General features: G+C 51.2%; 24 protein-coding genes. 11 read left to right on the top strand and 13 right to left on the bottom strand.

Features of this window, described 5'->3' with window-relative positions; genetic code table 11:
* Window positions 1-28: 28 nt before the first annotated feature.
* From JJD66_RS16570 to JJD66_RS16520, 11 genes are read right to left on the bottom strand one after another with little or no spacing between them, the layout of a single operon-like run.
* The gene (locus tag JJD66_RS16570; protein WP_106116910.1) at window positions 29-2215 is read right to left on the bottom strand and encodes a DotA/TraY family protein; all 2187 of its coding nucleotides are present in this window, start codon (window positions 2213-2215) and stop codon (window positions 29-31) included.
* The gene (locus tag JJD66_RS16565) at window positions 2212-2805 is read right to left on the bottom strand and encodes a hypothetical protein (protein ID WP_106116911.1); all 594 of its coding nucleotides are present in this window, start codon (window positions 2803-2805) and stop codon (window positions 2212-2214) included. The genes JJD66_RS16570 and JJD66_RS16565 overlap by 4 nt, the downstream gene beginning before the upstream one ends.
* A complete protein-coding gene (traW, locus tag JJD66_RS16560; RefSeq protein WP_004666729.1) occupies window positions 2805-4049 on the bottom strand; it encodes a conjugal transfer protein TraW in 1245 nt (414 codons plus the stop codon). Before traW ends, JJD66_RS16565 begins: the two co-directional genes overlap by 1 nt.
* Window positions 4049-7105 (bottom strand): conjugal transfer protein TraU, encoded by a 3057-nt coding sequence (locus JJD66_RS16555; protein WP_032704376.1) that lies wholly within the window; start codon window positions 7103-7105, stop codon window positions 4049-4051. Before JJD66_RS16555 ends, traW begins: the two co-directional genes overlap by 1 nt.
* A gap of 10 nt (window positions 7106-7115) precedes the next feature.
* Complete coding sequence (locus JJD66_RS16550; protein ID WP_106116912.1) at window positions 7116-7841, bottom strand: HNH endonuclease signature motif containing protein; 726 nt, start codon at window positions 7839-7841, stop codon at window positions 7116-7118.
* Between the two features lie 45 nt (window positions 7842-7886).
* Window positions 7887-8330 (bottom strand): DUF6750 family protein, encoded by a 444-nt coding sequence (locus JJD66_RS16545; protein ID WP_004666726.1) that lies wholly within the window; start codon window positions 8328-8330, stop codon window positions 7887-7889.
* Between the two features lie 18 nt (window positions 8331-8348).
* Window positions 8349-8882: a conjugal transfer protein TraQ gene (gene traQ, locus JJD66_RS16540; protein WP_004666725.1), complete on the bottom strand. Its 534-nt coding sequence runs from the start codon at window positions 8880-8882 to the stop codon at window positions 8349-8351.
* Between the two features lie 10 nt (window positions 8883-8892).
* Window positions 8893-9597 carry a hypothetical protein gene (locus tag JJD66_RS16535; protein WP_106116913.1) on the bottom strand — a complete coding sequence of 235 codons (705 nt, stop codon included), beginning with the start codon at window positions 9595-9597 and terminating at the stop codon, window positions 8893-8895.
* Window positions 9598-9620: 23 nt separating this feature from the next.
* Entirely contained in the window at window positions 9621-10970 is a 1350-nt protein-coding gene (traO, locus tag JJD66_RS16530; protein ID WP_004666723.1) for a conjugal transfer protein TraO, read from the bottom strand.
* Between the two features lie 7 nt (window positions 10971-10977).
* Window positions 10978-12312: a DotH/IcmK family type IV secretion protein gene (locus JJD66_RS16525; RefSeq protein WP_234452250.1), complete on the bottom strand. Its 1335-nt coding sequence runs from the start codon at window positions 12310-12312 to the stop codon at window positions 10978-10980.
* Window positions 12313-12324: 12 nt separating this feature from the next.
* Window positions 12325-13080, bottom strand: a complete 756-nt coding sequence (locus JJD66_RS16520) for a DotI/IcmL family type IV secretion protein (RefSeq protein ID WP_004666720.1) — start codon at window positions 13078-13080, stop codon at window positions 12325-12327.
* A gap of 978 nt (window positions 13081-14058) precedes the next feature.
* Here JJD66_RS16520 and JJD66_RS16515 point away from each other — a divergent pair.
* The 8 genes from JJD66_RS16515 to JJD66_RS16480 all read left to right on the top strand — a co-directional run bounded on the left by JJD66_RS16515 (window position 14059) and on the right by JJD66_RS16480 (window position 22227).
* Window positions 14059-15324: a replication initiation protein gene (locus JJD66_RS16515; protein ID WP_106116914.1), complete on the top strand. Its 1266-nt coding sequence runs from the start codon at window positions 14059-14061 to the stop codon at window positions 15322-15324.
* Between the two features lie 171 nt (window positions 15325-15495).
* Window positions 15496-16329, top strand: a complete 834-nt coding sequence (locus JJD66_RS16510) for a hypothetical protein (RefSeq protein WP_016355669.1) — start codon at window positions 15496-15498, stop codon at window positions 16327-16329.
* A gap of 187 nt (window positions 16330-16516) precedes the next feature.
* The gene (locus tag JJD66_RS16505) at window positions 16517-17446 is read left to right on the top strand and encodes a replication initiator protein A (RefSeq protein ID WP_055001373.1); all 930 of its coding nucleotides are present in this window, start codon (window positions 16517-16519) and stop codon (window positions 17444-17446) included.
* Between the two features lie 149 nt (window positions 17447-17595).
* Window positions 17596-17910 (top strand): hypothetical protein, encoded by a 315-nt coding sequence (locus JJD66_RS16500; RefSeq protein WP_004666716.1) that lies wholly within the window; start codon window positions 17596-17598, stop codon window positions 17908-17910.
* A gap of 92 nt (window positions 17911-18002) precedes the next feature.
* Complete coding sequence (locus JJD66_RS16495) at window positions 18003-18182, top strand: hypothetical protein (protein WP_004666715.1); 180 nt, start codon at window positions 18003-18005, stop codon at window positions 18180-18182.
* A gap of 641 nt (window positions 18183-18823) precedes the next feature.
* The gene (locus tag JJD66_RS16490; RefSeq protein WP_106116915.1) at window positions 18824-19888 is read left to right on the top strand and encodes a DNA cytosine methyltransferase; all 1065 of its coding nucleotides are present in this window, start codon (window positions 18824-18826) and stop codon (window positions 19886-19888) included.
* Window positions 19889-20057: 169 nt separating this feature from the next.
* The gene (locus tag JJD66_RS16485; protein ID WP_016355665.1) at window positions 20058-21188 is read left to right on the top strand and encodes a ParA family protein; all 1131 of its coding nucleotides are present in this window, start codon (window positions 20058-20060) and stop codon (window positions 21186-21188) included.
* 70 nt (window positions 21189-21258) lie between these two features.
* On the top strand, window positions 21259-22227 hold the full coding sequence (locus JJD66_RS16480; RefSeq protein ID WP_234452249.1) for a ParB/RepB/Spo0J family partition protein: 969 nt from the start codon (window positions 21259-21261) through the stop codon (window positions 22225-22227).
* Between the two features lie 567 nt (window positions 22228-22794).
* Here JJD66_RS16480 and JJD66_RS16475 read toward each other — a convergent pair.
* Both JJD66_RS16475 and JJD66_RS16470 read right to left on the bottom strand, forming a co-directional pair.
* Window positions 22795-24078, bottom strand: coding sequence for a Y-family DNA polymerase (locus JJD66_RS16475; protein WP_200648568.1), 1284 nt, complete (start codon window positions 24076-24078; stop codon window positions 22795-22797).
* Window positions 24068-24496 carry a LexA family protein gene (locus JJD66_RS16470; protein WP_106116919.1) on the bottom strand — a complete coding sequence of 143 codons (429 nt, stop codon included), beginning with the start codon at window positions 24494-24496 and terminating at the stop codon, window positions 24068-24070. The genes JJD66_RS16475 and JJD66_RS16470 overlap by 11 nt, the downstream gene beginning before the upstream one ends.
* 151 nt (window positions 24497-24647) lie before the next feature.
* Here JJD66_RS16470 and JJD66_RS16465 point away from each other — a divergent pair, with 151 nt between their 5' ends.
* The 3 genes from JJD66_RS16465 to JJD66_RS16455 are packed head-to-tail and all read left to right on the top strand — an operon-like array spanning window position 24648 to window position 25726.
* Window positions 24648-25145: a hypothetical protein gene (locus JJD66_RS16465; protein WP_106116920.1), complete on the top strand. Its 498-nt coding sequence runs from the start codon at window positions 24648-24650 to the stop codon at window positions 25143-25145.
* The gene (locus JJD66_RS16460; RefSeq protein ID WP_106116921.1) at window positions 25142-25363 is read left to right on the top strand and encodes a hypothetical protein; all 222 of its coding nucleotides are present in this window, start codon (window positions 25142-25144) and stop codon (window positions 25361-25363) included. Before JJD66_RS16465 ends, JJD66_RS16460 begins: the two co-directional genes overlap by 4 nt.
* Window positions 25364-25726, top strand: a complete 363-nt coding sequence (locus tag JJD66_RS16455) for a hypothetical protein (protein ID WP_106116922.1) — start codon at window positions 25364-25366, stop codon at window positions 25724-25726. It begins immediately after the preceding gene.
* Window positions 25727-25914 lie beyond the last annotated feature (188 nt).

Raw genomic sequence — 25914 nt, 5'->3', positions numbered from 1 at the left:
CGGGGCCAATTGGCCCCGTTCGTCATTCCTAAGATCTTATACCGTCACCTGCTTTTGTCCCTTTATTCTGTCCTCCTTGAGGTCCAGGGCGTGGTACGAGATGTTCCAGCTTACTGCCGAACACATTCATCGCATTTTTCATCTTCTCGTTATCATCACGACCCATGGTTGCAGATGCGTGGCCACCTACCCAGTTGATCACTTGGTCAGGGACAATCATGATCAGGTTGAAGCAGCTATGGACCAGGTTCAAGCTCATCGAGCAGTAGATGGTCAGGAAGAAAATGATCGAGAACAGCCCCGTGGTCGAGTCGAACTGAGCATTCGCTAGTGCTACACCGAACAACTGGTTCAGCAGTGTGCCGCCTGCGATCAGAGCTGCACCGCCCAGAAAGAAGCCCAGAACCATCAGGATCGGTCGGACCATCACATTGAGCAGAAAGATGTAGCCGTGGGTTGTTTTTTGCCCCATGCCATCGCCTTCACCGTTCAGGTGAGTGATAGCCCAAAGAGGTGCTGCGATAACAGCCTCGCCAACCACAACCAGCCAATTAACTGCAGCTCCAAACCAGATGATGAAGGGCACCATCGGCAAATAGGTAGAGAGTGTGCCGCCCAGGATAAACAAGGCGATGATGAGCATGATGATGAAGGGGCCTACTGCGCCAAGGACGCCGGAAAGTGCATCGCCCACGGATGTGACTGCGTTCGCAACTTTCGAGAACGCACCGGCAACACTCCAGCCATCCTTGACCTTTTCAAGAGTCTTGGCAGCTACGTAGCCACCAAGGGCTGTCTCGGCAGCGACCATTGTGTAATCGCCGAGGTTTTTCATCTTGATCAGAGGATTCAGCTGCCCCATCCCTTCGCCGCCGGCATTGACGTCGACCAGGTAATTGACGATCCGTTGACCTGGCGCGGAAAAGATACTGCCAATAATGCTACCCGCATCGGCCCCTCCAGCCCCTTTGGAATAGTCACCGCTGGATTGAGTACCCAAGGTGCTCGTCCATGTAGAGGTTTCCTGTTGAGCCTTGTACGCCGCCATTGAGGAGGCGTAGACGTTCACAATTGCAGGATCCCCTCCAGAGGACATGCCGAATACAGATGCTTTTGCTGCCATAGCATCTGACAGTTTAGTGTTTGCTTGTGCGAACGTCTGGTACCAGGCACCCAGAGTCCACCATCCCCCCTCTTTGATGCTTGAGTTCATCTTGCCGGCCAGCTCGCCAATATTCCCCTGCTTGGTAGCTGCGACGCTGTTGACGGAGTTCTCGTACGCCTGCGCTGCTGACTGAACGGCCATCTCCACATCAGGAAGGGAATTTGTTTGTCCTGACTGTCGTTGGATCACCGCGTTAACGAAGTTTTGCGCGCTAGTGGTCAGAGAGGCCTGCATGGCCTGAAGCGCAGCAAGATGTGCTTGGCGTATGTCCGACACATCAATGGTGCCGCCAAACCAATTAGTTGATACCGCCTGAGGCTCCAGATCGCCTTGGATGTCTGCCCCACCACATACAAAACTTGAATTCTTGAGTATGAATCCACTTTGGGTTGCAGATTGCTGGACGTATCCATTTTGGGTTACCAGAGCGCCGCTAGCTTGGGCCTGGGCTATCCCCGCATTGATACCGTGCAGGCAAAGGTTTGCCTCGAAAACGCTGTGCGCGAGTCCTACCGTCGACGGCATCACAGGTTGAACTACCATCGAGGTGCCGTCAGTGAAAGCTTCCATCGCGCTGTCGACGCCGAGGTTGGCAATGCCGATACCCATCACGGAGGCACCCCACAACATCAGCAGTTGTGATAGTGACCAGCCGCTCGCCGTAGGCACCAGGGAGACCAAGCCCCAGACAAGCCGTACCGGCCCCCAGATGGCTGATTGCTGTTTATCGAAAACTGACCCGTCATGAGCAGTCCGGGTCAGCCTTCTAAAAACGATGTAGCAAGCCCAAATCGCCCCGACCACCAACAGTGCGCCGTTGAATACCGAGAATATGCTCGCAAGAATGGTATCGCCGCTGGAGTCTCCCCCTGCCAATGGGTTGTTGACGACATTCCCGTAAATCGATACCAGTGCTTCTCTGGACTTATCGCCTGTCCTTTTCGCAGCTGCTGCAATTTCGCTGATGGTTGTTCCATCCGCTGCCCGAGCTGGCACAGAAACCAGCCAGGCTACCAAGAGCCAAAAGCTTTTACTCGCGATTGCTTTCATAGCCGGGCTCCGTTGGTTTTGCCGAATTGTGGATTCAGCGTCTTCAGCAACCAGTCTGGGTTTTCGGTTTTAAAGTCGTTGAACCCGCCGTGTTCTGCCGCAGACAGGCGACGGGTTGTCAATTGCCACATCCGGAATTGAGCGCTTAAAGCAAGCGCGAATAACAGGGGGGATGCAGTCGCAATCGACAGCAGGCTTTGTACGACCGTTTTGGTCGAACCGTCGATGAGCCCGTTTGAAAGACTGATAAGCCCCAGCAACCAAAATACTGAACCAGCGAGTAGAGCAGCGCGCTTACGGCGCAAGAAGAAAAGGTGCAGTTGTTCAACAGACATCGCACCTGGTTTACGGTTGGCCATCGCTTCATCAAACGACATCGGCTTGCGTTCCGAGGACTCGTCACCATCACTGTGCAACAACGCTTGCTTAGCTTCTGCAGACATTTCTTTGATATGTGTCCAATTCTCCCTGGTTTTAGCAGCTTCCTGCTTAGCAAGCCGCACGGTTTGCCTCATTGACCAGAATGGGAGAACGATACGCAGCGCTATTGAAGCCGCCTGCCTCGATTTGGATGGCTGTTGTTCCGTCATCAGTTGCTGCCTCCCATGTGGCCCGATACAGCGCGATATTTTTGGCTCAAGATGGGCTCAAACTCTGAACGTGCGCCGCTTGCGAGATTTAAACCGTTGATCACGTTCCCACGCTGGACGTCGTTACGTAGCTCAAGCAGCAACCAATTGGTCTGGGACTGCACGCGGATCTGCTCACGGAGCAGGTTGTCCCCTTCCATGTTCTGCAAGTCTGCTTGGTACTCGGTATTGGCATACCTGCGTCCAACCTCAAACGATTCAAATTCCCGCGCCGACATCGTTCCCGTTGCCTTTGCTTGAGATGACGCAGTTTTGGTGTAGTAGGCCTGGGCCGAGGAGGACTTGAGTGTGTCTACCAGCAAATCCTTGGTCGCTGGGTTGGGCTGGCTATCAGCGATGAGCTGATCCTGCGGATCAGTTGCAGCCGAAAGGATCGAGTTGTACTGATTCATGAGTCCGATGTACTGCGAGCCCGCTTCGCTTTCAGCTTCGCCCTTGCGCAGTTGACTGCCGATCGATCGCCGAGCTGAGTTTTGTGTGTACATCTGCGCTGCGTCAGTCTGCTCTTGGGAGAAGGTGAGATCTGCATTCTTGCCATTAGGACCGGCGCCGATCATTACGGAATCAAGACGCTTGTCTGCCCCGGGCATTGTTGTTGAAACACTCGGGCACGCGCTGGCCCCGCCATATGCGGCGTAGTCATCTGTGTCGCAGTAATCAGCGTGAATGCTTGCAGAGCGCATGGAATCGACCTCGCTAGGCGCGGAGGGCGAAGTCAATGCTTGAGCAATTTTGCGGTTTTCAGTTTTGCCGCCGCCACCAGACCTCATGGTTGTTTTTATTGCGGCAACACCAGCTTTGACATCGATTGCGCCTCCGGAAGCAGATTCACTGCAAATGGCGTTGGAGACGTAGTAACGCTGACGTGCATCCTCATAGCGTCGGTTCTTTTCCTGAGTCGCTGCGAATTCTCGATCCACGCGAGCCGCGGTTTCGACCGTGTTAGCGACTTTGCTACTGCCTTGGGTCACAGCGGTACCGACCTGGTACAGCATCGTATTCACTGATGTGGCCATCGCTCCTACTGCAGCAGTTGTTGCGTTCACAGCCAATGTGATACTGAGATTTGCTGTTTCCACAGCACCAACCACGCAACCGTCGCAAATTGCGTAGGCTGGCTTGGATGCGAACATTCCTACCGTCAGCATTGCAAGTGCAAGGGGGGAAAACTTGAGTACGTTCATTAGATATTTGCTCCTGCTATGCGGCTTGCCCGGTACTCGGCAGTCATCTCGTCAGCGAGCTTCATAACAACCGATTTCGCTTGTTCGGCTCCCGCCTGCAGCTCCAGCTGCTCGATGTAAGTTTTCGCGGTACCGAGGGGGAACCTAGCGGCGAGAACTCTACGTGCCGCCATTGAGCCCAGTCGGCTGTACAGCGCTGTTCGTAGTGAAACGTCCTGCTGGGTTGTCGAAAAGGCCCACAGCTCCAAGGCACCGGTGGTGTTTGTGAGGATCTGCGTGATGGTGCCCTGGTTGGTTTTGAAAATGGCGAGCATGTTCGCGCCTTCCTCAGTCGGGCCAACGCATTTACGGTGTAGTTCGCTGATTGTCTGGTCGGACACCTGAAAGGAATCACGAAGAACTTTCTCATCGCTACGGTTGCCGCCGCGCAGAACGTATACCGACGTCGCTGCATCCAAAAGCGGCTGGGGGAAGTCATTCATGAACTGGGAGATCGCGATAATTCGGATACCCCATTTACGGCCTTCCCGGCCGTCTTTAATAACGGTTTGCACCGGCGCTTCGAGGCCGTCAGTGTTGTGCCATTCATCATAGGCAATGATTTTTTGTTGCGAGGCAACATCGTCTGCGCGTTTGATGTGATATTCCGCATACAACTCAGGAACAACCTTCACCAACTCCTCTTTGCGCAGAAAATAGTTTTTAGCAGCTAGCTGTCGAGCAAAAAGGTACATGCATGAGGTCTTAATAGCACCTTCAGCAGTTTTTGAACCGATGACGTCATTAAGGTCTATAGAAATAACCCGAGTTGTTGCATCAAGGTCAAAACGGGTACGGCCGGAAAACAATGCAAAGCTGGTGGTCGCTACCACAAAACAACGAGACATGTAGTTAAGCAAAGGTTCATGACTTTTTGTTTGGATGGATCCAAACATTTGTCGAATACCTTCGTTATTCAGCATGGCGTTAAAATCAGCCAGCACGGGCGAAGATTGGCGCTGGGCGATTGTTGCCTCTTGGATATAGCCCGCAGCGAACAGCATGTCGGTCACTTCGTACCAGGTAGCAGTGGACCACCATTTATCGTCATGCTCAGCCAGAATTCCTGTTTCCAAAAGGATCTTATCTACCAATGGAACTACTTCAGGTTCGTATTGGTTTGCCCCGTTTCCGGCTCTGTCATCGTAAACCAACGTCAGTAGACGCTCGTTGACACGTGACACCTCTGCAGGAGCGCGGCCGATATCGGTATCGGTGCAAAGCAGGTTCAAAAAATCGACGAGAAACTCTCGCTCGCGAGTAGTTGGTTCGCGGGCACCGAGCTGCGTGTCAAAGGGGTTAACTGCGTAATCAACGCTGTTCTGCAGCTTGAGGTACACAGCTTCATTTTTGCGATGGTCAGGTAGTGAATCTCTAATGACCTGGATCAGTCCAGATGAGGACGGACCAACGTCCACAATGGTCATCAGCGGCAGTTGAATCGCCCCCGGCCGATGGATCGCTGCATTGTTCATTGTGTTTACAGTTACGGATTTACCAGAACCAGGTATGCCTGAAAACAGGTCGATCCAAGTGTCCTGGATACTGCTACCGAGACCTACTGGGTAGATTTTGCCCTCTGGCGTCCTGAGTATCCATGAGCCGGTTTCTGCCCACGGCGTAGCAGGCCGTTGCAGGGGAAGCATAGCCAAGGCATCTTGAAGTGGGGGCAGCAACCGGTTCGCTGTGTTCTTGGTAGTAAAAGCAGGAATAGTTGAAGCAAGGCCTGCCATAGGATCCCCATGGTTCTGGCTTACCTGACACGTGCCCCACGATTGAAGAGACTTTTCCAAGGAGGACATGCGCTGCTTAACGGTGTCTTTGTCTTCACCCCACGTCGAAGCCGACACCTTCATTGAAAGGACGGCTTCCTCCTTTTGAAGCCTTTCCAATTCAGCGAAAGATTCACGAATCGAGCGGTTACTGGGCAGAAGGCCTACAAACCCTGCAACCATGCGACGCATGCGTACTTCATTGAGCCCACATGGGTTCAGATCGAAGCGAATTCGCCATGGAACAACCTGATCGACCGCGCCGAACAATTCCTTAAATGGAAGCGGATCCTGTGGGCCCAGTTCCATTCCGAAGGAGCCGTGCCAGAGTCTGTCGGTACGAATGTAGTTTCCGTCCGGTTCTACATTGTTGCTGCAAATCTGGTAACTCAAACGTGGAGCAACCAGGTCTGAATAATCGTCGGCGTGCTCTGGCCCACTCGGTATGTGACGATCACCAGGAAGGGACGGACGGAACTTCTGGGAGGTACCTTCGCGGTTAATCATGATTCTGACGCGCTTCACTGCCTCGTGCGCAGTCAGAGGCTTCATCATGATCCCTTTTTGGCCGTCGATACCGCAGTTCGCAAAATCATCCTGCAACCGCTTAACCATTGTGTCGTGACGATATTTTAAGGCAGATAAAGCAAATGCAGGATTTTGACCAAACTGCGTCCGTGGAACATTGTGCTTCGCCATGCTTTTGGTTAGTGCATTCATCTCACGCTTTTGTTCTTCTGAACTCATAGCGCTAAGGTGAGTGTACACAACGAGAATATTCTGCTCCCAGGAACACAGAGGGTAATTACGCATTACACGGTCTAAAATTATGTCTTCAGTTTCGAGACCGATCCGTCGGGCCGTATTGAGTAATGGCTCCGCAAGGCGCATCAACTCGTCTTTAGCGCGTTCGGGATCACGCTCAAATGAGAAGGTCAGCGAATGACCATAACGTTTCATGTATCCAGTCATACGAACTCGCAATGATTCGATCATTGCTGCGAATTCGGCCTCCGAAAGCATCTGAAATGTGCCTTGCAGGTCAAAAACGGTCAGGAGCGAATAGCCATTGTTGACCAATGTGTACGGGTCCTTCAGATCTGGAGAACGCCGAATGTCTTCATCGGTCACACCCACTGCGGTCATCAGTTCGCAGTAGCTGGTCATGTCTTTGTTAATCAGATGTCGTGCCAGGTACTCAATCGCACCTTCAACGGCATCTACGCATTTCTCCAGAACTCCCATACCCTTCCCCTCAGCTCGGCGCATTCATTATGTTGTGATACACATTTGGCCAAGATGCTGTAGGTGAAGATCTATAAGCATCTTGAGCCCATTGTTTTGCGTTTGCGCTGTAAGTACCAGGGTTGAATATCACCGCAAGATCTCTAAATACAACGGCATGAACATCAGCACCAACACCCTCCATTTTCACCAATGCACTAGCGAATACACTTGGTTCAAACGTGCCCCAAGCCGCCTCTGTGTACTGTCTGTGCGAAGCGAGCCAATTCAACAACTTTTTCGCATCAGCTTTAGTAGCTTCATCGCCCGTCTCCAAGGCGACTAGAATGCATCGCTGCAGATTGTTCACATCCTGCGCAACGAGCCCTGGAAGGTATCCAATAAAAGCGTTCCCCTCCCCCAACTCCCCAAGATGCTGCCAGCCGTGACACAAAGAATCGACGGCGCGTAAGTTATCTTTCCGTACGTCTTGGTGGTTGTGGTTAATATTGTGAATTTCCAAACTTTGCGAAGGAAAACCACAGAAGAAGCACCGATGTTTGCTCTCACGAACAACTTCCGTCCGCAATTCTAGGCTCAACGATTTTTTATTAGGCTCAGTAGCGGTTGGTTCTTTATCACCCCAAACCCTTGCTTTAGTTGACAAGCTCATACCGGGTAGTGCTGGACGTTCGAAATTTCGACCGAGCGTAGCATCGGGGACTACCATGTCTGGGGCATTTTCTGCGCTACTCATCAAACCTCCAAGGCAGTCTATAAGACTGCCTGTTGTTGCTATTAGTTAAGGTACGACGCCTTGTTGACCGGCATCGATACCTACAGTCTCACCTGTAGCAACCATCATGAAGCCGGTAGCGCCGAGTGCCGCCCCGCCTAACATCGGGCCCCAGATTTGAGTACCTGTGACGCGGCTGTTCTCGCCTTGCTGGGTTTTTTTCCACATGTTGATGCCACCATATCCGGCTCCACCAAACCCAAGGACAGCAAATAGTTTGCCTAAGCTTTCTTTCAACGAGTCGCCCTGTTCTGCCCCCTTTTTACCCATGTCAGCCCAGCCATCTGCATGTGCTTGTGCAACAAACATGGTTGCCATGGTGATGCCGGCGCTTGCCTGCATGATGCGACGCTGTACTGGGTGCTGACTGTATTCATCAGTTTTGGTGATCAGGTGTACGTGAGCTTTACGTACAACATCACCGACTACTTCGAAAGGATTAATTTTCATAGCAACGCTCCGTTTGACTTACCAATAAAGTTTGAATGTTTCTTGAAATGCATCAATCATTTTGTCTACGTGAACCAGTCCTGCACCCGCAATCAAGTGAGTTAAAGCACGCCAGATTAGATCATCTGCACCATTGGATGACTCTCCATCAATGCTTGCTTTTTTCAGAATCAACAAACCCCTAAAGCAACAAAAACCTCCGGCAAGACTCGCGAGTGTAAGAACAGCATTTACAGCTTCTTTGAATTCGCCGAACTGCTCTGCTCCGCTCCAGGAAATTGCGCCGTAGTTTGCTTGACCACTTGAGAACGTCGTCCAGACAGTTCCAATTGTTCCCGAAAGGTTAAAAAGCATGGCCCCGATGATCAGCACCATCATGGTGCCGCCAGCAGATATTGGGCGTCGGCCCGGTTGAATACTGGCGAGCTGCATCTTGCGAAGCACCGAGCCTGAGTACGCGAAGCCGATCAGCGCTCCGAGGCTCCACAGTAGGCCCCACATCACTCCGGTCAGCGAATTAGCTGCCGCAATGATCATGCTCGCGAGATCCATACCCTACTCCCTAGCGGATCACGCCGAGGTTTGTGACGACCTGGCGGGATACTGGATCAATGCGAAGAACGCGGATGCCGTCAAAAGCATCACCGACCTGTACAACGAATGTTCGTTGGTCATGTGCCAACCACGCTTGATCGGTATACACAGTGTTAATGCTGTATCCACTAAGTGCCTTGGAAGTTGTGCTGGCCGGAACGGCAGGCTGACTTCGGGTCGGCTGGATTCTTTCCTTAGCCTTCGTAGGAGTCTCTGATGGACGGGACTCCAGCACCGCAATTTTCGCCTGAAGTTCACGAACCTGGCCCTGCAGCTCAGAGGTGATTTTTGAAAAAGTCTCTATCTGGTTTTGCACCTGGAGCAGCTCAACCTGTTGGCTCGCTGTCGGTTCAGAACTCAACGGTTCCTCTACCGGTTTTACCGGTTTTTGGCGTTCATACGTCTCGTACGAAGCCTGTGTGTTCTGGACCCCAAACGGTTGCCCTGGCGGCACGGTAGAATTCGAGCGGAACAACTTAGGCGCGAATATCCAGACCGCTGCTATGAGTCCAAGCACAACAAAGAAGTGCCATGGCTTCACTTTTTCTACAAAGGAATTCAGGTTCTTTTTCTGCAAGGGCTCCGGCTTCGGATCCGGCTCTGGTTGAGCAACGCCTGCTTTTGGGGCCGGGGATGCAAAAACATCAATATCGCCCGCTGTCTGTGTTGTCATGTTGGCATCCTTTCAGCGCTGACTCAGTAGCGAGTCGAGTTCATTGTGTTGGGTTGGCCAAGGCCAGGTGTAAAGCCCGGATAACCGCTGCTCATACCTTCCTGATCACCGCTTCCTGTTGCGCTGGGTGACAAGCGATATTGTTGCTTTGGCTGTCCTGCAGGCTGACTCAAGGTATTCAGCTCGTCTTTCTGATTTGCTTGAATAGCATTTTTATCCAGCGCATCACTGGCCATAACAGGGCCGATAAATTGAATACCGATAGTTGAGCCCATCGGTCGAATTACTTGCTTCTGAGGCATGTTTGCGCCGTCATTAGCGAGAACTTTACCGGCTTGCTGACCAATGCCTCCCGCAAAAGTGCCAGCAACAGCCGCACCGTTGGGAGTTTCAGGGTAGGTCGAAATGACCGCCCCTTGACTGGTGATAATATTTTGAGCGCTCCCTTGCTCATAAAGTTGACCAGTTTTGCCAATAGCAATGGCAAGTGCCGGGAGAATAATTCTTTCGAAATACCGGTTGTTAACTTCGCCCGATAGTGCAGTTCTCATACTGTCAGGATCAACAGCTTTTGCGGCGATTTTGTAAGAGTGACCTTTCCACTCCATGTAGCTAAATGTCATATCCACAGTTTCGTTGATGCGTTTGTAGCCCATAGCGAAACAAACCGCACCTGCGAAAGGCCCGGTTGCGATCTCCGCACGTACCATCGAGTTTTCGTCAGTGTCGATTTCAGTTTTGAGAATAGACGGTGCAAGGGTAAACCCTGGTACTACTACCACGTCTGGATCTCTTTGACTCGCGGCCCCATTAGCTCCCCGTTGATTACTGGCTACCGTGCCGCCCGCCCCTGCCATAGATGCTGGCATGATTGATTGCGCGTAAGCAGATGGGGTGATAGTGGCGTCTTCGCTCGACTTACCCAACCCGTGCGGTTTCTCTACCCAGGCAGACATCAACCCTTTGACCTGATCTGCGATTTGCTTGTCGTACTCTTTGTTACGAGTAACGACTTGTTGCTGCTGCTGGGGTTGCTGGTAATAGTAATTTACTTGCTGAGGTTGCTGCTGCTGACCTGATCCAGGTGTGACAGGTTTGGCAGACTGAGCGGACATCACCGACATGTACGAACCACCGTTCGACTCAGCTTGTTGTGCGTTTACCTGGTTGTACCGATTAAGTACCTGTCGGTATTGTTCGCTTTCTTCTGTTTTAGTTCCCTTCGCGTCCGTGGTGATTCCGCGTACCGACGAATTACTTGTATTGTGATTTTGTAACCATGTATACGCCAGATAGCCGCCACCAACGACCACTATTGCTGCTAAGACTACAATAACTTTGGTTTGGCGACCAATATCAGCTTGAGTACTCATATGGACCTCAGTTGATGTCAAGTTGAAGGGTAACTGACTGGCCCATTTGAGACAGGGTTACGAACGGAGTAGCTGGAAGCCGATAAACCTTAGTTCCATCACCTGAGGATAAGCTTTGATCAAACGCTGTTTGAATATCTTGCTGCGTTCGGACGAATATATCTCCGTTGTATTGCCACACTTTTGTATGGGTCGGCACGTCACCATGCGCCACTACTGCTCTGGCATCTTTGGGTGGAATACCGTCAAGAAATGCTTGAAGGGTGTCGTCATAAAGAGCGATTTTACCTGGCCCCATCAGCGGTGCCTTAGCATTAGGGCCTCGACCGGGTATCCGTACGTCCAAGCGGGCGTCCACGATTCTGGATTTCTCGCCTTCACTGTCAGGTTCACCAGTCACGAGCTTTACGACAACTGGTGTCGTGGCGCCTTGTAGGAAAAGAGCGATGTTTCCAGATTCGTAGGAGGATGTCGTAGACACCACAACTACGTGGGATCCCTGCATCCACTCAGCTGAGAAGATGTCATCTCTGGAGATCCTCGGTGTGATTGCCAAAGGCCAAGGTGCGCCTGTTGAGTCAAGGATGACCAAGTTAGAAATCTCGCCAGGCATTACACGCAAAACTGGAAGCGATGCACCCGGGCTCAGGTCGACTGAAACACTCGTGATTCTCGGGATGGCTCTGACAGGTTGAAAGGCTTTTGCCTTCCTCGTGTTTTCAAGGCTTCCCCGCATTTCGCGAATTTGGTCTGGAGCGAATGGTGCTACTACCTTCATAGCCTCATTGAAATCTGCTGAACCATTTGGAGCATCCAAGGGAGGCATGGGCGCGACACCATTTTGCTGCGGTTGAGGCGCAGCGTTTCCCTGCGGTTGAGCTTGTGGCTGCCCTTGTGGCTGGCCAGCTACGGCGTAGTTACCTGCGCCGTAGTTAGTCTGCGGAAATGCATTTTGCATCTGAGGATTAACATTTGCGTTTGATTGGCCAGGCGGCACCGGAAAATTACCTGGTGTGCCCGGGCCTTTCACTTGTACCCATTGCCCAGGACCTGGAGGTGCTGGTTGCTGCTGCACCGGCTGCTGTTGCTGCGTTGGTTGCTGCTGCACCGGCTGCTGTTGCTGCGTTGGTTGCTGCTGCACCGGCTGCTGTTGCTGCGTTGGTTGCTGCTGCACCGGCTGCTGTTGCTGCGTTGGTTGCTGCTGCACCGGTTGCTGTTGCTGCGTTGATTGCTGCTCTGCTCCAGGGAGCATTGCACCGTTTTGCGGAGCTTGAGCATCTTGCGCAAACGCTGTGTTGATTGCCAAGACAAGCATCGGCACTACAAGCGGAAATGGTTTCATATGGGTACTCCCTTACCGGGGCTTGATGACGATGTTGTCAAGGGCCACGCCTACAAGTGAATCGAGTGTTGGAATCCGAGTTACAGTCACGAGAGCAATGAAGTTCTGAGCGGGTTGTTCAGTTACCTGCCCGGTCAGCTTTATCTCGATTGGAAGCTCTACCTTTCGGACCCAGATGTTATCGACAAGCCTGTCACTAACGATTACGCCTGTACCTGCTGTGACAGTCATGTTCATGCGCTTGGTCTTGATCGAGTCCAGGTATCCGCCAGCTTCGAGCTGTTCCAGGAATTGCTTGAAACCTTCGCGAGTCCAATCAGCACGAGCGTCCTCCAGCTGGCCGCGGTACTGCTGAAAATTGATGGTCAGCGAGCGGTTGATCGCATCGCGAGCGAACTGGATTACGTCTGCTGATTTCAGGTACGGCTCTGAAAGTGGTACCAGACGAATCACACGCGTCCCATCAGCTGCAAAATATTGACGATCAGGATGAACCGCGAACCAACCGAGCATTCCATTGAGTGCAATGGATGCAACGAGACCCCATGTCAAAACCATGTTGGACTTCGCAAGGGAGCCCGAAAGGTTGCTGAGGCGCTTGCGGTCTTTTTGCTCCTGAACCATCGGGTCAATAGCGTCAACGTTCTGGTGCAGCGTCTTCACGAGATTGAGCAATTCTTGCTCATACTCCGTGCGACCTTCTTCATTGCCGGCGCCTGCTACAGCTTCGCGCTGAACGTCCGATGTAGGCTCTCGCAATTCGGTCATTAAATCCCCTCCGTTTTCCGTATTCTAACCATGATGCGGAATCGGTCAATAGCTAATGTTCAATGTTGACAGCCTTAAATCAGGGCTCGCGCACAGAACGGCCTTCTCAAGGTGGCTACGATACGGAACTGCTATTAATGGCACATTGCCGGTAAATCGCCGGTTTGGACATTCGTATATCACCGACGTTTCATCAGAGGAGTCGTATATCGCCGACATTTATTTACGCTGGGAGGCGACAAACCCCCCGGGTAATAGGGGTTTGCTCCCGGTGAGCCGGGGTATTAGAGGGGGAGTGGCTTGCCAATGCTCTGGAAGGGGGTTTTGAGGGAGTTTCGTACATCGGCGACAAAAATTTTTTTGCCTGTGGATAGGCTCGTATATCGCCGACACCTCACGTCGTATATCGCCGACGCTTTCGTCGTATATCGCCGACGCCTCTTTCGTATATCGCCGACACACGGTCAACCCTGAGGTTAAGATCCACGCGGCCTGTAGCGATCATGAGGTATGCATAACACGCGCACGTTGCTTTACAGATTTAACAAAAAAAAAGATTTTATAACTAGGTGAGAAATGCTGGAGGCCACGTCGCACGCGGGTTCCAGAGGGTTGACGTAAGCTTTTGCAAGCTCTAGCCTTCGCCGGAATCTAGAACCACAGAAGTATTTTTTAAGAGTCTATAGGGATATGTAGACACCCCTCCCCCTCTTTTCCGTGGATGCCGTTGGCCTCTAGAAACCAAACAAACAACTCTGAGGAGATCGGCCTTTCGGGCTGAAGAACAAGAGTACGAACAAGCACCCTGGCGAACGCCGGGCAAAAAAAAGAGCCTTCACGTCTCATCCTGGCAGATAGTCGACGTGAGGCTCACCGATTAGGTAGCTCGATTATGGACACCTGCGCCTTTGCGTGCAAGGTACACCGCGATTTTTATCGCGCTGAAATTTCCTTGCTCCTCAGTACGGATAATCTGCTTTGAATCAGGGTAAACCTGGTGCTCTGCAGACGCCTGTTGACCCACGTTTTTTTGTTGCTGATACCGCCCTCAATAGAGTCTTTGAAGAGGCTTCGTATCTGGCCAGATGCAGCGACAACAAAACGGCTATGCGAGTGCGTCCCCGCGAGCACGCAATTCGCTATCCCTACATGCAGGTAAATCGGCTAGATCGAGTCTCATGGCTCATCTTCGATCTGGATCACGCTAACTCCCTCATTTGGGACGATGCCGGTCTCCCACCTCCGAACCTGATTGTCCGCAATCGTCATTCAGGCTCTAGCCACCTCTACTACGCGATCATTCCGGTGTGTACCTCGGATAGCGCCCGTGACAAGCCAATTCGCTATATGAAAGCCATTTACAAGGCTTTCGTTGACCGGCTGAAAGCTGATCCTGAGTATCATGGTGGCCCTGTCGCTAAAACACCGGGGCATCCCTGGTGGCATACGAGGGAATTACACAGCAACGTCTATGAGCTCGCCGATTTAGCAGAGTGCGTTGAGCTTGAACCGGTTACCCCATGGGGCAAAGGGCCGGATCTGGATGCCGTGTCGCATTCTCGGCATTGCATGCTGTTCGAGAACCTCCGTTTTTTTGCATACAGCATTGTCAACCACGAGCGTGAGCATGGTAGCTACGACCATTTCATGCAGCGTCTTACCGCACATGCTCATAACAGCAATCAGTTTGGTGGTCGTGGTGCCTTCCGTGATGATTTGCCCCTGTCCTCGATCAGATCCACTGTCCGATCAGTCGGCCGCTGGACCTGGAATCGCTACACAGGTAACAGCAGATGTCATAGGGGCGTCATGGAGCTGGACAAATCCACGCCCCTCGCAGAGCGGCAAAAGCTCTCAGCAAAACGTACCCATGAAGTACGTCATAAAGCCACAGAATCCAAAATCCGCGCTGCGTGCCGTTCTCTGCATAGCCAGGCTAAACCTTTAGCGATCGCTACCATTGCCGCCCTATCAGGGATCACCAGGCAGACGGTGGCCAAGTACCGTCATGTCATTAACGAGACACGCTCGAATGTTGTTGTAGCGCTGCAACCGCCCCTCACGACGTCGACCTCTGCAGCACCGAAAACACCAGGCTGGCCGAGCCAGGTCAGCAAATCTACGTGTGTTAAGCATGGTGCCAATCAGATACCTGCTGGTGGGGTTTCGAGCCCTAAGGGGGAGATGCACCCCGCCCTGCTTGTTTTGATCGATCCTTTGATTGTCTCAAGTGATAGTTCGTAACCATGACAGGGAGTGTTTAGGCACACTGAGCCCCTTGATCACCAGAAACATTCGTCTTTGTTAAGTCTGCATATGTACGTACGTACGTATGTTTGTTACCATGATCCTATGAGCTTCGTCACGACGCTCACCTGGCGGCTACCAGGTCAATGTTCTAGGAGCAGGTATCATATGAACCAGTTACAAATGGGGTTGTTCTTTGATGAATCCAGTGTCGATATCGCTGTTAGCGAATCTGGATCTTGGAATTTCCCCTCTTTCAATCTCCGTGATTATCAACTGCTTGTGACCGAGGCGCGGGCACACATTTCTTCCGTTCCACAGGAATTGATGCCCTTCTTTCTTCTCGGTGTTGAGGCTAGTGAGCAATCGCTGTCCCAAGCATCCACCGATGATCAGCGGCCTTCTCAGTGGCGCGCTGTTGCGCACTTTAATGACAGCATGTGGCTCGAATTGAACGCCGTGGCAACAAGCTTTGAAGGTTCAGGTGCGGAATGCAAGGTTCGTACTGCACCTCGATCCAAGGTGATAGGCGTCTATGTGGAAGGTGTAGGTTCAATCATCGTTCACGGATGGTTGAGTACCGGTGATTGCCGCTACTGGGCCGAGTTTCTGCCTTGGCGTTCCTGCTTCTTTCGGCCCAGTTTTCGTGACGGTGTTTCTGTCATTCCTGAGGTGTACTGCAGGTGGGAAAATGCCGTGTCATGCATGCAGTTCTCCTCAGCCGGCGACAAGGTTCCGTCTGTCCCCACAGTCAAGGTAAACGGCCGTGAGTATGTCGTTACCAGCGCGGTTTACAGTCGAGAATATCGTGAAGGCGAAGCATGGGCTTTCGTTCGACTTCGCGACTGGGCAGGATCGAGCTTCACCTATGACCAGAACATCAAAGAAATGGAGGCTGGAAGGAAAGAGCGTGGTGATCAGCGTGGTACTTTGGCTAAAATCCGCGGAGAAATCTGTGTGCTCTCCGAGATGGTCATTTTAGCGGATCACTCATCTTTGTAGATCCGAGGTAAAACAAAGCCCAGACGGCGGCTACCGATCTGGGCTTCTACCAGGGTGAACTCGTCTAGGAGCGTCTGGATTCTTCCATGATAGCGATTCCCCGACGACACCTCAACAGAGTGCGGCTGCACGGTCCGCCATTCAGTTCCCATGTAGACTGCAGTGATCCAGAGAAGAAGATTCAGCTATGAGTGATGAAGGCGAAAAGAAACCCAAACGCGGCCGTAAACCGAACCTGGTCCCTTACGTTCAGACGGACATGTTCCAGGCCAATATGGTTGAGTGGCCGGTGAAAGACGACCTGGCCAGTATGGAGTTTCCACTTTTCTCTTTGTCCACAATTCCTGATACCGCCATCCGCGAGTATCACCAGCCAGGTACCAACAAGCGCGTACGAATCATTCCTCCCGTAATCGGCGCCGCAACGGTTTTCGATAAAGATCTGCTGTTGTTCATCGGATCCCAAATTATCGAAGGTCGGAAAGCGGGTTTGCCGATTTCAAACACGGTCAAATTTGACTCTTATGATTTTCTCATCGGCACAGGTAGGGAGCCAGGAGGAAATGCTTACGTGAACATTCTGGACATGCTCCGGAGGCTCAAGGGTACGCAGATCGAGACAAACATCGTCACCGGTGGCGAGGAGCAAACCAAGGGTTTTGGCTGGATACATGACTACACCATCACCAAAAAGACCGGAAACGGCAAGGGTGTTCTTGAAGGCATCGTTCAGATATCAGACTGGATGTACAAAGCCCTCCTCCACTATGAGGTTTTGACGATTGACCGGCGCTATTTCGCTTTGAGGATGCCCCTAGAGCGTCGTTTGTATGAGCTTGCTCGCAAACATGTTGGTAACAAGCCAATTTGGAAGGCAGATATCGTGCTAATGCAGCAAAAATGCGGTTCTACGCAAGATCTGCGTTATTTCAGGGCTGATGTGCGCAAGATCATTAAACGTGACTCGTTACCTGATTACAGAATGGCTTTGGATACGAGCTGTAAGCCTCATAAGATCGTGTTCTACACCAGGAACACCAAGCTTTTGTCCGATGAGCTTGTCGCTTCTGATAAAGCTGCTTGGTTTGAAACGCTGGAGCGATTTAAGCCCGCATAGTCGTATATCGCCGACATTCAGGGCTGCAGATGCAGCCTTTTTCTTTGCTCGTTGTTTACATACGTACGTACGTACGTATAATGAGCAGGCAGCTTAATCGAGCTGCACCCGGCGGCTACCGGGGAAGAATGAAGTCTAGGAGTCTGCAAATGAAGCGTATACCACTGCGATCTGTTGACCGTGATGACACCCAGCACCTGCAAGATGAAATTGAGAAACTTCAATCGGCACAAAACGTCATGCTGGAAGCGAACCGGGCTTTGGAACTGGGTGATGAGCTAACCCTAATTCGTTTAGGGCTAGACCCTGCTCGAATCGCTGAGCTAGAGCAGCGTCACCTGGCTGGTAAAAAGGGGTTTCCAGACTATGTGATTCGCAATCTATCCCACACCATCCAGCAGCTGCAAGATTACCGTAGAGCATCTGGTCAGCACCGTTCCGACAAGGAAGAGCAAACTGAGTAGGCAGTCGTACTTTGTGTACGTACGTATGTATTTGCGTACGTGCGTACATGTATAATAGCTACTTGTGACCAGTCAAATTTTGAGGAACATGTATGAAGGCTCAACCATCCGCTGCAACCCAAAAGGGTGAAGCCCCTACCCGATCCCACAAGACTATTAGCCTTCGTACAGATTTCAACGAACGCTTGCGCGACGAAGCTCATAAGCAAAAAACAACAGCCTCAGCGCTCATTGAAAAAGCCTTGGCTGAAATGTGGGGAATCCAACAATAAATTCTGGCCTATCGATTTAGATTAAGCTGTATGCCCAAATACTCAAAGCTTGAGCGATACGACGGGCTTTCGGGAAATGTCCCGGATCCTGTTATCGCTCAGATGGCTGGAACCACTACTGAAGCTGTCCGTGCTCGAAGAATCAAGCTCGGCAAACCTGCGTACTCCCCTCCCCCTCCTCACCAGGATGCCCTAGCGCTCCTTGTACCTTTTCTTGGCGTCTACCCCGCCACAATGCTCGCACGTGCGGCTAAAGTTCCTCTTCAGCAAGTCTCAAAACTCATCCAGTCTTTAGGAATAACACCGTACCAACAACCTCGACCCGATATTGCGGCTTACGATCATATGCAGGGTAAGCAACCGGACCAGGAGCTTGCAGACATCATTGGGTGTTCAAAAGAGGCTGTCAGGCAAAGGCGTGTCCATCTGGAAATTGAGTCTTATCGAGACATGATTAGACGAACAACCAGAACAGCAAAATAGCTCGAAATCTCAAGCAGTGTTGCTACTAGCAACAAACGCCTAAATACGTACGTACGTATGTACATGCATACGCGTATAGGTTAAAATTCTCTCCACGAATTGGTGACAGTGGCGGCTACCACTGTGCTGCTTTGAAAAAAGGTCTAGGAGCGAATTGCATGGGTTCTGGGTACGACTTGGATTCAATGGTTTCGGCATTTCAAGAATCACAAGCTTTTGAAAATTCGATTGGGATTCACCATCTTTTCGATCATCCATCGAAGGGAGATGTAGTCCGCTTGGCTGATAAGGTCCAAGGGTTTATGAAGCCCGCGCATGCCCGTGATCGTATAGAGGCATGGATTGATCATGCTAGAAGCCAAGCTGCTTGCAGGGAAAACAGTGACAAAGTGGTGCTCTCGCTTTTCGATACCTCAGGTGAATGGTCCCGGCCTTGGGAAGAAGCCGGCTACCAGGTCTACCGCTTCGACATTCAAGACAATCCTGAGCTCGGTGACGTGAACAACTTCAATGTCGAGTTCTTCATAGAGTGGTTCGGCGATTTCTACGGCCTTGAGGTATTCGCGATTCTTGCCGCTTGTCCTTGCACAGACTTCGCTCGTTCAGGCTGCAGGCATTTCGGTGGTAAGGATCTGGATGGCCGAACCCAAGCCTCCGTCGAACTCGTTCACCAAACCCTTCGGTTAATCGAATACTACAAACCAGCATTATGGGCTGTAGAAAATCCAGTTGGCCGTATCGAAAAATTAGGAGGGCTCCCGGGTTGGAGACTTTCATTCGATCCGTGCCACGTTGGAGATCCCTATACGAAGAAGACCTTGATCTGGGGTCGTTTCAACGCAGACCTTCCTGTTGCTCCGGTCATGCCTGTTGAGGGCTCCAAAATGCACCTCAAGTACGGAGGCCGGAGCCTCGCGACAAAAAACGCAAGAAGCGTAACCCCCGAGGGATTTTCGTACGCTTTCTTCATGGCAAATAATCAACTTGATAACCCTCAATTTGCCCTACGTGCGAAGTACGATCGTCTTTCGTCGCGACTTTTGGGGCAGGCCATTGACGCGGGTTTGAAACCTCATGAGATCAGCGAGCTCATCGACGACGCATACCTTATGGATCTTGATGACAACAAGGCCCACTTCCTGCTGAGCAAGGCTGTGTCTTTGCGCGGCGTTAGCCTAGATAGCTTCGTGGATGAAGGCGGGCAGGTAGCAATGAGCTTCTAGAGCTGGTTCGTTCTTGCCCGGTTTTATGCTGGGCAGAGCGGGTTTGTTGCTACTAGCAACAAGTCAATTCAGCTTAAATGGCTAAAACCATAAATATTCCTGAATTCTACTGTTTACAAGCAGTATTCATGAACTATAATCAATTCTCAACCTACAGAAGGGCATTCACATGAACTCAACCGAAGAATCTCAGCTGGAGCTACAGAGTTTTGTCGACTTTGGAGGCTTAACTTTTTCTCCGCAGTTTGCCGCTGAGTGCTTTGGGCTGACGACCAGGCGACTGAAGGACATTGAAGAAGAGAATGGTGTTGAGATTCGTCGTGTTCCTCGTGGCACCTCTACTGCGCGGGTTTATGGACTCGCCGACCTATTCGCTATCGCAGCCCTACGTCGACGCTTGGGACACTCGAAAGGTCTACCGCGCCAAATCGTTGCTTCGACATTTGTACCAAAAGGCGGCACGGCTAAAACAACTACGGCTGTTAACCTGGCGCTGTCTGCTCAGTTCGCTGGACTGAAAACTCTGATCATCGATAACGACCCTCAGGGCGATACATCCAGCATGCTGGGCTACGACCCTGATTTGGGGCCGGAGGATTTGACCGAGATGGGTATTCCTCAGGATCGACTTGTAGACGGTCATCTTGGAAACCTGATCAGTCCTCTGTTGCGCATGCGTGCATTTGATCCGAAAACGCTTGATGAGGTCATCAAGAAGCCGTTTGGTGAGGATGGCATTCACCTGATTCCTGCAGATTCCTACATCGAGGATTTAGGTGTTGCCCTGGACGCTTCAAACAACCCCGATATGTGGTATGCCCGCTGGATTGAACAGGCCAAGACCGGCCAAATACCTGGCTGTGATCTTTCGAGCTATGACCTGATCATCTTTGATAATGCCCCTGCCGGTTCACGTTTGACCAAAAATTCAGTAGCAGCTAGCGACTTACTTCTGTGTCCGATCCGAATGGACAAGTTTTCATTCCGCGCTCTTCTTCGGTTGAACGATTGGTGCGCCCGATTTGCACGGGAATACAGCTACGCACCCAAATTGCTTGCGATCCCGACGATGTTTATCCGAAATCGCCCGTCTCTAATCAATAACCTTTTCCGGCTCAATGAGCTTTTTCCTGGCCGGGTAACGGAAGAAAAAATCTATGTCTCTGAGGAGTATGCCAAGTCACTGGATGACGGTATTCCCCTGCTGCTGTGGAAAGGGGCTACCTCAAAAAGTCTTGGTCCAGTCCGAAGCGTACACCGCGAAATCCTCAGCAAAATCCGGGAAATCGCTTCGGTCTGAGTTGTTGCTAGTAGCAACAAAAGAAAACCCGTGTTGCTACTAGCAACACAGAATGTTGGAGACGCACCACATGAAATCAAACGATTACCCTGGAAAACCTAAAACTGGCGTCGTTGGCCTTCGCAAGCCAGCAGAGATTCCTCAAGGAACTCCATCCAGCGCGCAGGGGAGGGCAGCAATGCTCCAAATGCTGGATGAAAAGGCCCAGGAGCCGTTGGTTGGTGAGTTTATAGGCAAGGACCAAACCCTAGAGGAGGTCTATGTCTCAAGCATCGATGTTTCGCCATACCAGCCTCGGTTAGTGTTTGACGAGGTGGCAATCTCGCTACTTGTAGAATCAATTCGTGAAATTGGTCTGGGCAAACCAATTCTTGTAAGACCCCTACCTAACGGCCGAAACGAGCTCGTTGGGGGTGAGAGACGCTGGAGAGCTGTCACTATCTTGGGATGGGACAGAATAACGGCTGTTGTGAAGCCAATGAGTGACGACATGGCAATGTTGCTCGCTCTGGCTGACAACGAGCATGAAGAGTTGACTGACTATGAGCTTGCTCGTAGTTACGACCGCTACCTTCAAAATGGTAATGATAAGAGCCAAAGCGCCATTGCACGTCGCTTGGGGATCAACCGTTCTGTAGTAAGTCGGTGCCTGGACCTTATGAAGCTCCCGACGTCTATACGCCAAGTACTTGATCAGCATCCGGGTCTGATTACTGCCAATTACGCTAAAAAGTTTGTAGATTTAGCGGAGCAGGATGTTCACATCGTCGAGAGACAGGTGCTGAGCATGGTCGAAAAAGGTACCAAGCAGGAACAAGCACTCCGCCAAATTGCCGTGAAAATTGCTGCATGTTCTAATCAAGGTCGTCCGGCATTTGTTCCGCGCCCGGTAGCTGGAATTGGAACAATTAAACTTTCCGGTCAAAAGCTGGAATTGAAGTGTGAAAAAGGAATAGATCCAAACTTACTAATGCAGGAGTTTGAAAACTTTTTGAATAACTTTGATCGTAGCAAACTTGCCGCAAAGGAAGCGGAGTAGGGAACATGAATAAAGGGATATTAAGAATGAAAGCGTTATTGGAACATCTTGCATGTATAGCCGCAGTATGTGCACTGCTTTTAGGTTTGTTGTTTTACCTGGAGCACAGAAAGGAAGTCATAGCCGCTGTAGATGATGAGAGGCATGATCGTTGCCTCAAAGAGGCTTTGAATCCTCCTCCTCCATTCAAGCACAGCTTGGATTGCGTAGGATGGCAGCGCATAAGGTCTGATATCCCCCTTCCTGCGCAAGGTTGAAATGATATGGGAACACAGACGCGAATGCTGTTTGGTGACGAAGCTGATGCTCATGCCTATTGGGCAACGCGAGAATGGAAAACATTTGCGGTAGACCTTGTTGCGGGCTCGGGCCCAAAGCGCAAGGTCATCCACACCATGTATGTACGTGCCAGAGACGAGGATGGAGCAAGGATGTGCGCAAGGGAGAATGATGTAGCCCGGACTCCGAAACTCACCTACGTGCCGAGGCTGGCCGGCCCCCGTGAGCTTGGCTGCACGGCATCGTAAGGTAGAGCGGCTGTGAAATGTCCGTCCTAAGGGTTATCAACTACCTGCAGCTCACCTTCCATAGTTGGTTGAAATCCGTCATATAGCTCGGGCTGAGGTAATCTCTGCGCATACCCCATTCGGGTTCTGCCGGAACAGCTGCAGTGCGTAGGCATTCTCGACCCCAGCGCCGGTTAACCTGGTCCATAACGAGCATTAAGGCCTCAGACCGCGCTGGCTGATTGATCGTGAACAGATCATCAGTGAATTCCCCTCGGCGACGCAAATCGATCAGAAGAATCTCTGCTTTGCTGTACCTCATCCCCTCCCGAAAGATGGTTTCTAAACCTCGAAGCGCAGCGCCGGTCAGTACGCGAGTATCATCTGTAGGGTAGGGGAGGGTACACGTGATTCCCTGAGCGTACTTCGGATCATCGCCGAAGAAGGAAGTCTGTATGGACACTCTCAGGACCGTGCACAGTGATTTTTGAGCCCTAAGTTTCCCAGCTGCTCGATGCACGTAACTGGCGACAGCCTCACGAAGCCCTTGCAGAGTGGTTACACGCTCACCAAAAGATCTACTGCAACAGATGGATTGTTTCGGTAATCCAACAGGCTCAAGGTCTAGGCACTGTTCCCCATTTAACTCACGGATCGTACGCTCCAGGACAACGGAAAACTTTTTTCCAAGCACTCGCGGGTCACACTGCGCTAACTCCCAGGCAGTTGTTATGCCGAGAGGTTGGAGGTTGTCTTTCATCCGCCGCCCGACCCCCCAAACCTCTTCCACCGGCATGCGCCTCAGGAGCCACTCCACGGCCTCCTTGGAGCGGAGGTCTACGACGCCACCAGTTTTGGCTTTCCACACCTTAGAGGCATGCTGGGCTGCTTTAGCGAGGGTTTTAGTGTGCCCCAGGCCAATGCCAACGGGGAGCGCTGTCCACTGCAGAACACGGGCTTGAATTGCCTTCGCTACATCTTTTAATGGCTCGGGCAAACCATCAAGTCTTACGAACGATTCATCGCAACTATAGGCTTCAACAGCCGGAGCAAGTGAGGAAATAGCTAAAGAAAGCCTGTGACTGAACTCGCCATATAAAGTGTAGTTGCTGCTAAAAACTGAAACATCGTGCTTTTCGATAAACGCTCGGATCTTAAAGAATGGTTCTCCCATTTTCAAACCCAGAGCTTTTGCTTCCTTACTTCGAGCGACTATGCAACCATCTGAGTTACTTAGAACAACAACTGGTTTGTTTTTTAATTCAGGTCTAAAGATGCGTTCTACGCTGCAATAAAACTCGTTGACGTCAACAAGTCCAAATACAGGCTTACATTCAACACGCATGTTGGTTGAAATTCCATGTTACAACGCCGAATGTTGTTATCTCAGAAAAGTCTGTTTGTACGAGTGGAGGAAAGTCCGGGTGTTCAGACGCCAGTAACCATTTCCCACCTTCGTGAAGAAGTCGTTTAACAATCGGTTGATTGTCAACGTAAGCGAGAACTATGTGGCCAGACATAGGCGTAATAGTCCTGTCCACCACCAGGCGGCAACCATGCAGGATGCCAGCCCCTGTCATGCTGTGTCCTTCCACCTGGACGATAAACACGTGAGGAGCGCGAATATTGAGCAGATCGTCCAGCGAGATTGGCGCCTGGTAGTAGTCAGCGGCTGGATTGGGAAAGCCACCGGCCGCCGTCCCAGAAATGAACTGCAACCGTAACGTTGACGGGGTTAGGTGGTGGATAGCTGCTACGTTCATAGGATCACCAGGCACTGTTTTTATATACAGTAAACGAGTGCAGGCAATCCCACCAGTGGTTGGCCGACCGAAGGAGTAGGGCACGACATTACTTTTACGTACGTACGTACGCATGTGTATAATCTAAAAATAACCAGACGAAGGATCACACATGACTAAGTTTGACGGATCAGTAGGCGACGCTTTACCAGATCTTATGGCGGATTCACCGTTAGGAGCTGGATTTATCACGACTGCTGCAGAGGCGCTTGCGGTACGTATTGCTTTGGTAGCTAGGACGCTGCCCATACTTCATAATTCGAAATCTGATCGAATCAGATACGTTTTGCATTTTAGTGAAAACACCCAGATAGAACACTTTGATGAAATTTCATCCCAGTCGTGGGCTAACGTCATTAGCGCTGGTCTTGAAAATGTAACGGCGATCACAAGTTTAGATACCCCAGAGGATTACAAAGCACTGTACATCCTCCGCGTTGGGTTAGCAGATGATGAAACCTGTTTAGAAGAGTGTGCGTTCTTCTGTGATCAGCCTCAGTTGAACTTCAAAGCAGGCTGCTATGAATTTTCATTGTGCAGCGCAGTTAAAAGTGGCGATTTTGGAAAGATTCTAATTTCTTTGTCACCAAGTGGGGATAACTTTGTATGACTATGATCGATGTTGACTCTATTAAAGTCCATTTAGACGCTGCCCATGAGGCTCACAATAATTATATGAATCAGCCGAAACATCTTGGTGATGCGCCTCTATCAGGGGTCAATCTTGAGGATTACAAGCGACAGAGTTCTCTGTTGTTGGAAGCGTACAATGATGCTTGCCGAGCCCTCTTCACGGCTCTTTCTACTGCGGTTAACAAGGAGTGCTAAATGGCTACTCAACCTGAGTTCCTGGCCGTGAGAGATAAATTGGACTCCGCTGGCTTCAATGTACCTCTCGATGCCACTCGGGGTGAGCTCCTAGAAGTGCTCCAGGACATACGACGTGCTGATCAGCAGCAAGAGGAGTTTGTCGATGAGCTACGTGACTTGATGGAAAGTGGCGGCAGGCGTGATGACCAACTGTTTGCTGCCTGGCTCGGCACGGTGCACGTGGAGCTTGTGAAATTGGGCAACGATTCCCCTGAGATCGACACGGAAGAAAATGTTAGCTGGTTCTATGAGCGCTTTGAGACCGAGTCTGACGCCGGATCCGCGGCTAACAGTTGGGCGTCTAGATCAAGTGGGCTGTAATAGATGCACAGATGACAGGCTGGCAGGTGTGGCGGTCGGTAGGTGACAGGCTGGCAGGTGTGGCAGTCGGTAGGTGACAGGCTGGCAGGTGTAACAAGACGCGATGTGCTCGGATTGTAGAAGGCTTTTAATTGAACTATAGTTAATTTAGGTAGACAAATAATTAACTATAGTTCAAAATAACCTCA

Origin of the sequence: Pseudomonas sp. MF6751 (assembly GCF_016613265.1) — a bacterium.
GTDB classification, from domain to species: domain Bacteria; phylum Pseudomonadota; class Gammaproteobacteria; order Pseudomonadales; family Pseudomonadaceae; genus Aquipseudomonas; species Aquipseudomonas fluorescens_BV.
The sequence above is the reverse complement of the archived record's forward strand: the minus strand, read 5'-3'. Positions and strand labels throughout refer to the sequence as shown.

What these genes read in the sequence shown, in the direction of transcription:
- JJD66_RS16465 (WP_106116920.1), top strand. Translation starts at nt 24,648, where the DNA reads ATGACTAAGTTTGACGGATCAGTAGGCGACGCTTTACCAGATCTTATG.
- JJD66_RS16485 (WP_016355665.1), top strand. Translation starts at nt 20,058, where the DNA reads ATGAACTCAACCGAAGAATCTCAGCTGGAGCTACAGAGTTTTGTCGAC.
- JJD66_RS16470 (WP_106116919.1), bottom strand. Translation starts at nt 24,496, where the DNA reads ATGAACGTAGCAGCTATCCACCACCTAACCCCGTCAACGTTACGGTTG.
- JJD66_RS16570 (WP_106116910.1), bottom strand. Translation starts at nt 2,215, where the DNA reads ATGAAAGCAATCGCGAGTAAAAGCTTTTGGCTCTTGGTAGCCTGGCTG.
- JJD66_RS16545 (WP_004666726.1), bottom strand. Translation starts at nt 8,330, where the DNA reads ATGAAAATTAATCCTTTCGAAGTAGTCGGTGATGTTGTACGTAAAGCT.
- traQ (WP_004666725.1), bottom strand. Translation starts at nt 8,882, where the DNA reads ATGGATCTCGCGAGCATGATCATTGCGGCAGCTAATTCGCTGACCGGA.
- JJD66_RS16525 (WP_234452250.1), bottom strand. Translation starts at nt 12,312, where the DNA reads ATGAAACCATTTCCGCTTGTAGTGCCGATGCTTGTCTTGGCAATCAAC.
- JJD66_RS16495 (WP_004666715.1), top strand. Translation starts at nt 18,003, where the DNA reads ATGAAGGCTCAACCATCCGCTGCAACCCAAAAGGGTGAAGCCCCTACC.
- traW (WP_004666729.1), bottom strand. Translation starts at nt 4,049, where the DNA reads ATGAACGTACTCAAGTTTTCCCCCCTTGCACTTGCAATGCTGACGGTA.
- JJD66_RS16455 (WP_106116922.1), top strand. Translation starts at nt 25,364, where the DNA reads ATGGCTACTCAACCTGAGTTCCTGGCCGTGAGAGATAAATTGGACTCC.
- JJD66_RS16490 (WP_106116915.1), top strand. Translation starts at nt 18,824, where the DNA reads ATGGGTTCTGGGTACGACTTGGATTCAATGGTTTCGGCATTTCAAGAA.
- JJD66_RS16480 (WP_234452249.1), top strand. Translation starts at nt 21,259, where the DNA reads ATGAAATCAAACGATTACCCTGGAAAACCTAAAACTGGCGTCGTTGGC.
- JJD66_RS16500 (WP_004666716.1), top strand. Translation starts at nt 17,596, where the DNA reads ATGAAGCGTATACCACTGCGATCTGTTGACCGTGATGACACCCAGCAC.
- JJD66_RS16510 (WP_016355669.1), top strand. Translation starts at nt 15,496, where the DNA reads ATGAACCAGTTACAAATGGGGTTGTTCTTTGATGAATCCAGTGTCGAT.
- JJD66_RS16550 (WP_106116912.1), bottom strand. Translation starts at nt 7,841, where the DNA reads ATGAGTAGCGCAGAAAATGCCCCAGACATGGTAGTCCCCGATGCTACG.
- JJD66_RS16555 (WP_032704376.1), bottom strand. Translation starts at nt 7,105, where the DNA reads ATGGGAGTTCTGGAGAAATGCGTAGATGCCGTTGAAGGTGCGATTGAG.
- JJD66_RS16505 (WP_055001373.1), top strand. Translation starts at nt 16,517, where the DNA reads ATGAGTGATGAAGGCGAAAAGAAACCCAAACGCGGCCGTAAACCGAAC.
- traO (WP_004666723.1), bottom strand. Translation starts at nt 10,970, where the DNA reads ATGAGTACTCAAGCTGATATTGGTCGCCAAACCAAAGTTATTGTAGTC.
- JJD66_RS16535 (WP_106116913.1), bottom strand. Translation starts at nt 9,597, where the DNA reads ATGACAACACAGACAGCGGGCGATATTGATGTTTTTGCATCCCCGGCC.
- JJD66_RS16475 (WP_200648568.1), bottom strand. Translation starts at nt 24,078, where the DNA reads ATGCGTGTTGAATGTAAGCCTGTATTTGGACTTGTTGACGTCAACGAG.
- JJD66_RS16460 (WP_106116921.1), top strand. Translation starts at nt 25,142, where the DNA reads ATGACTATGATCGATGTTGACTCTATTAAAGTCCATTTAGACGCTGCC.
- JJD66_RS16520 (WP_004666720.1), bottom strand. Translation starts at nt 13,080, where the DNA reads ATGACCGAATTGCGAGAGCCTACATCGGACGTTCAGCGCGAAGCTGTA.
- JJD66_RS16565 (WP_106116911.1), bottom strand. Translation starts at nt 2,805, where the DNA reads ATGACGGAACAACAGCCATCCAAATCGAGGCAGGCGGCTTCAATAGCG.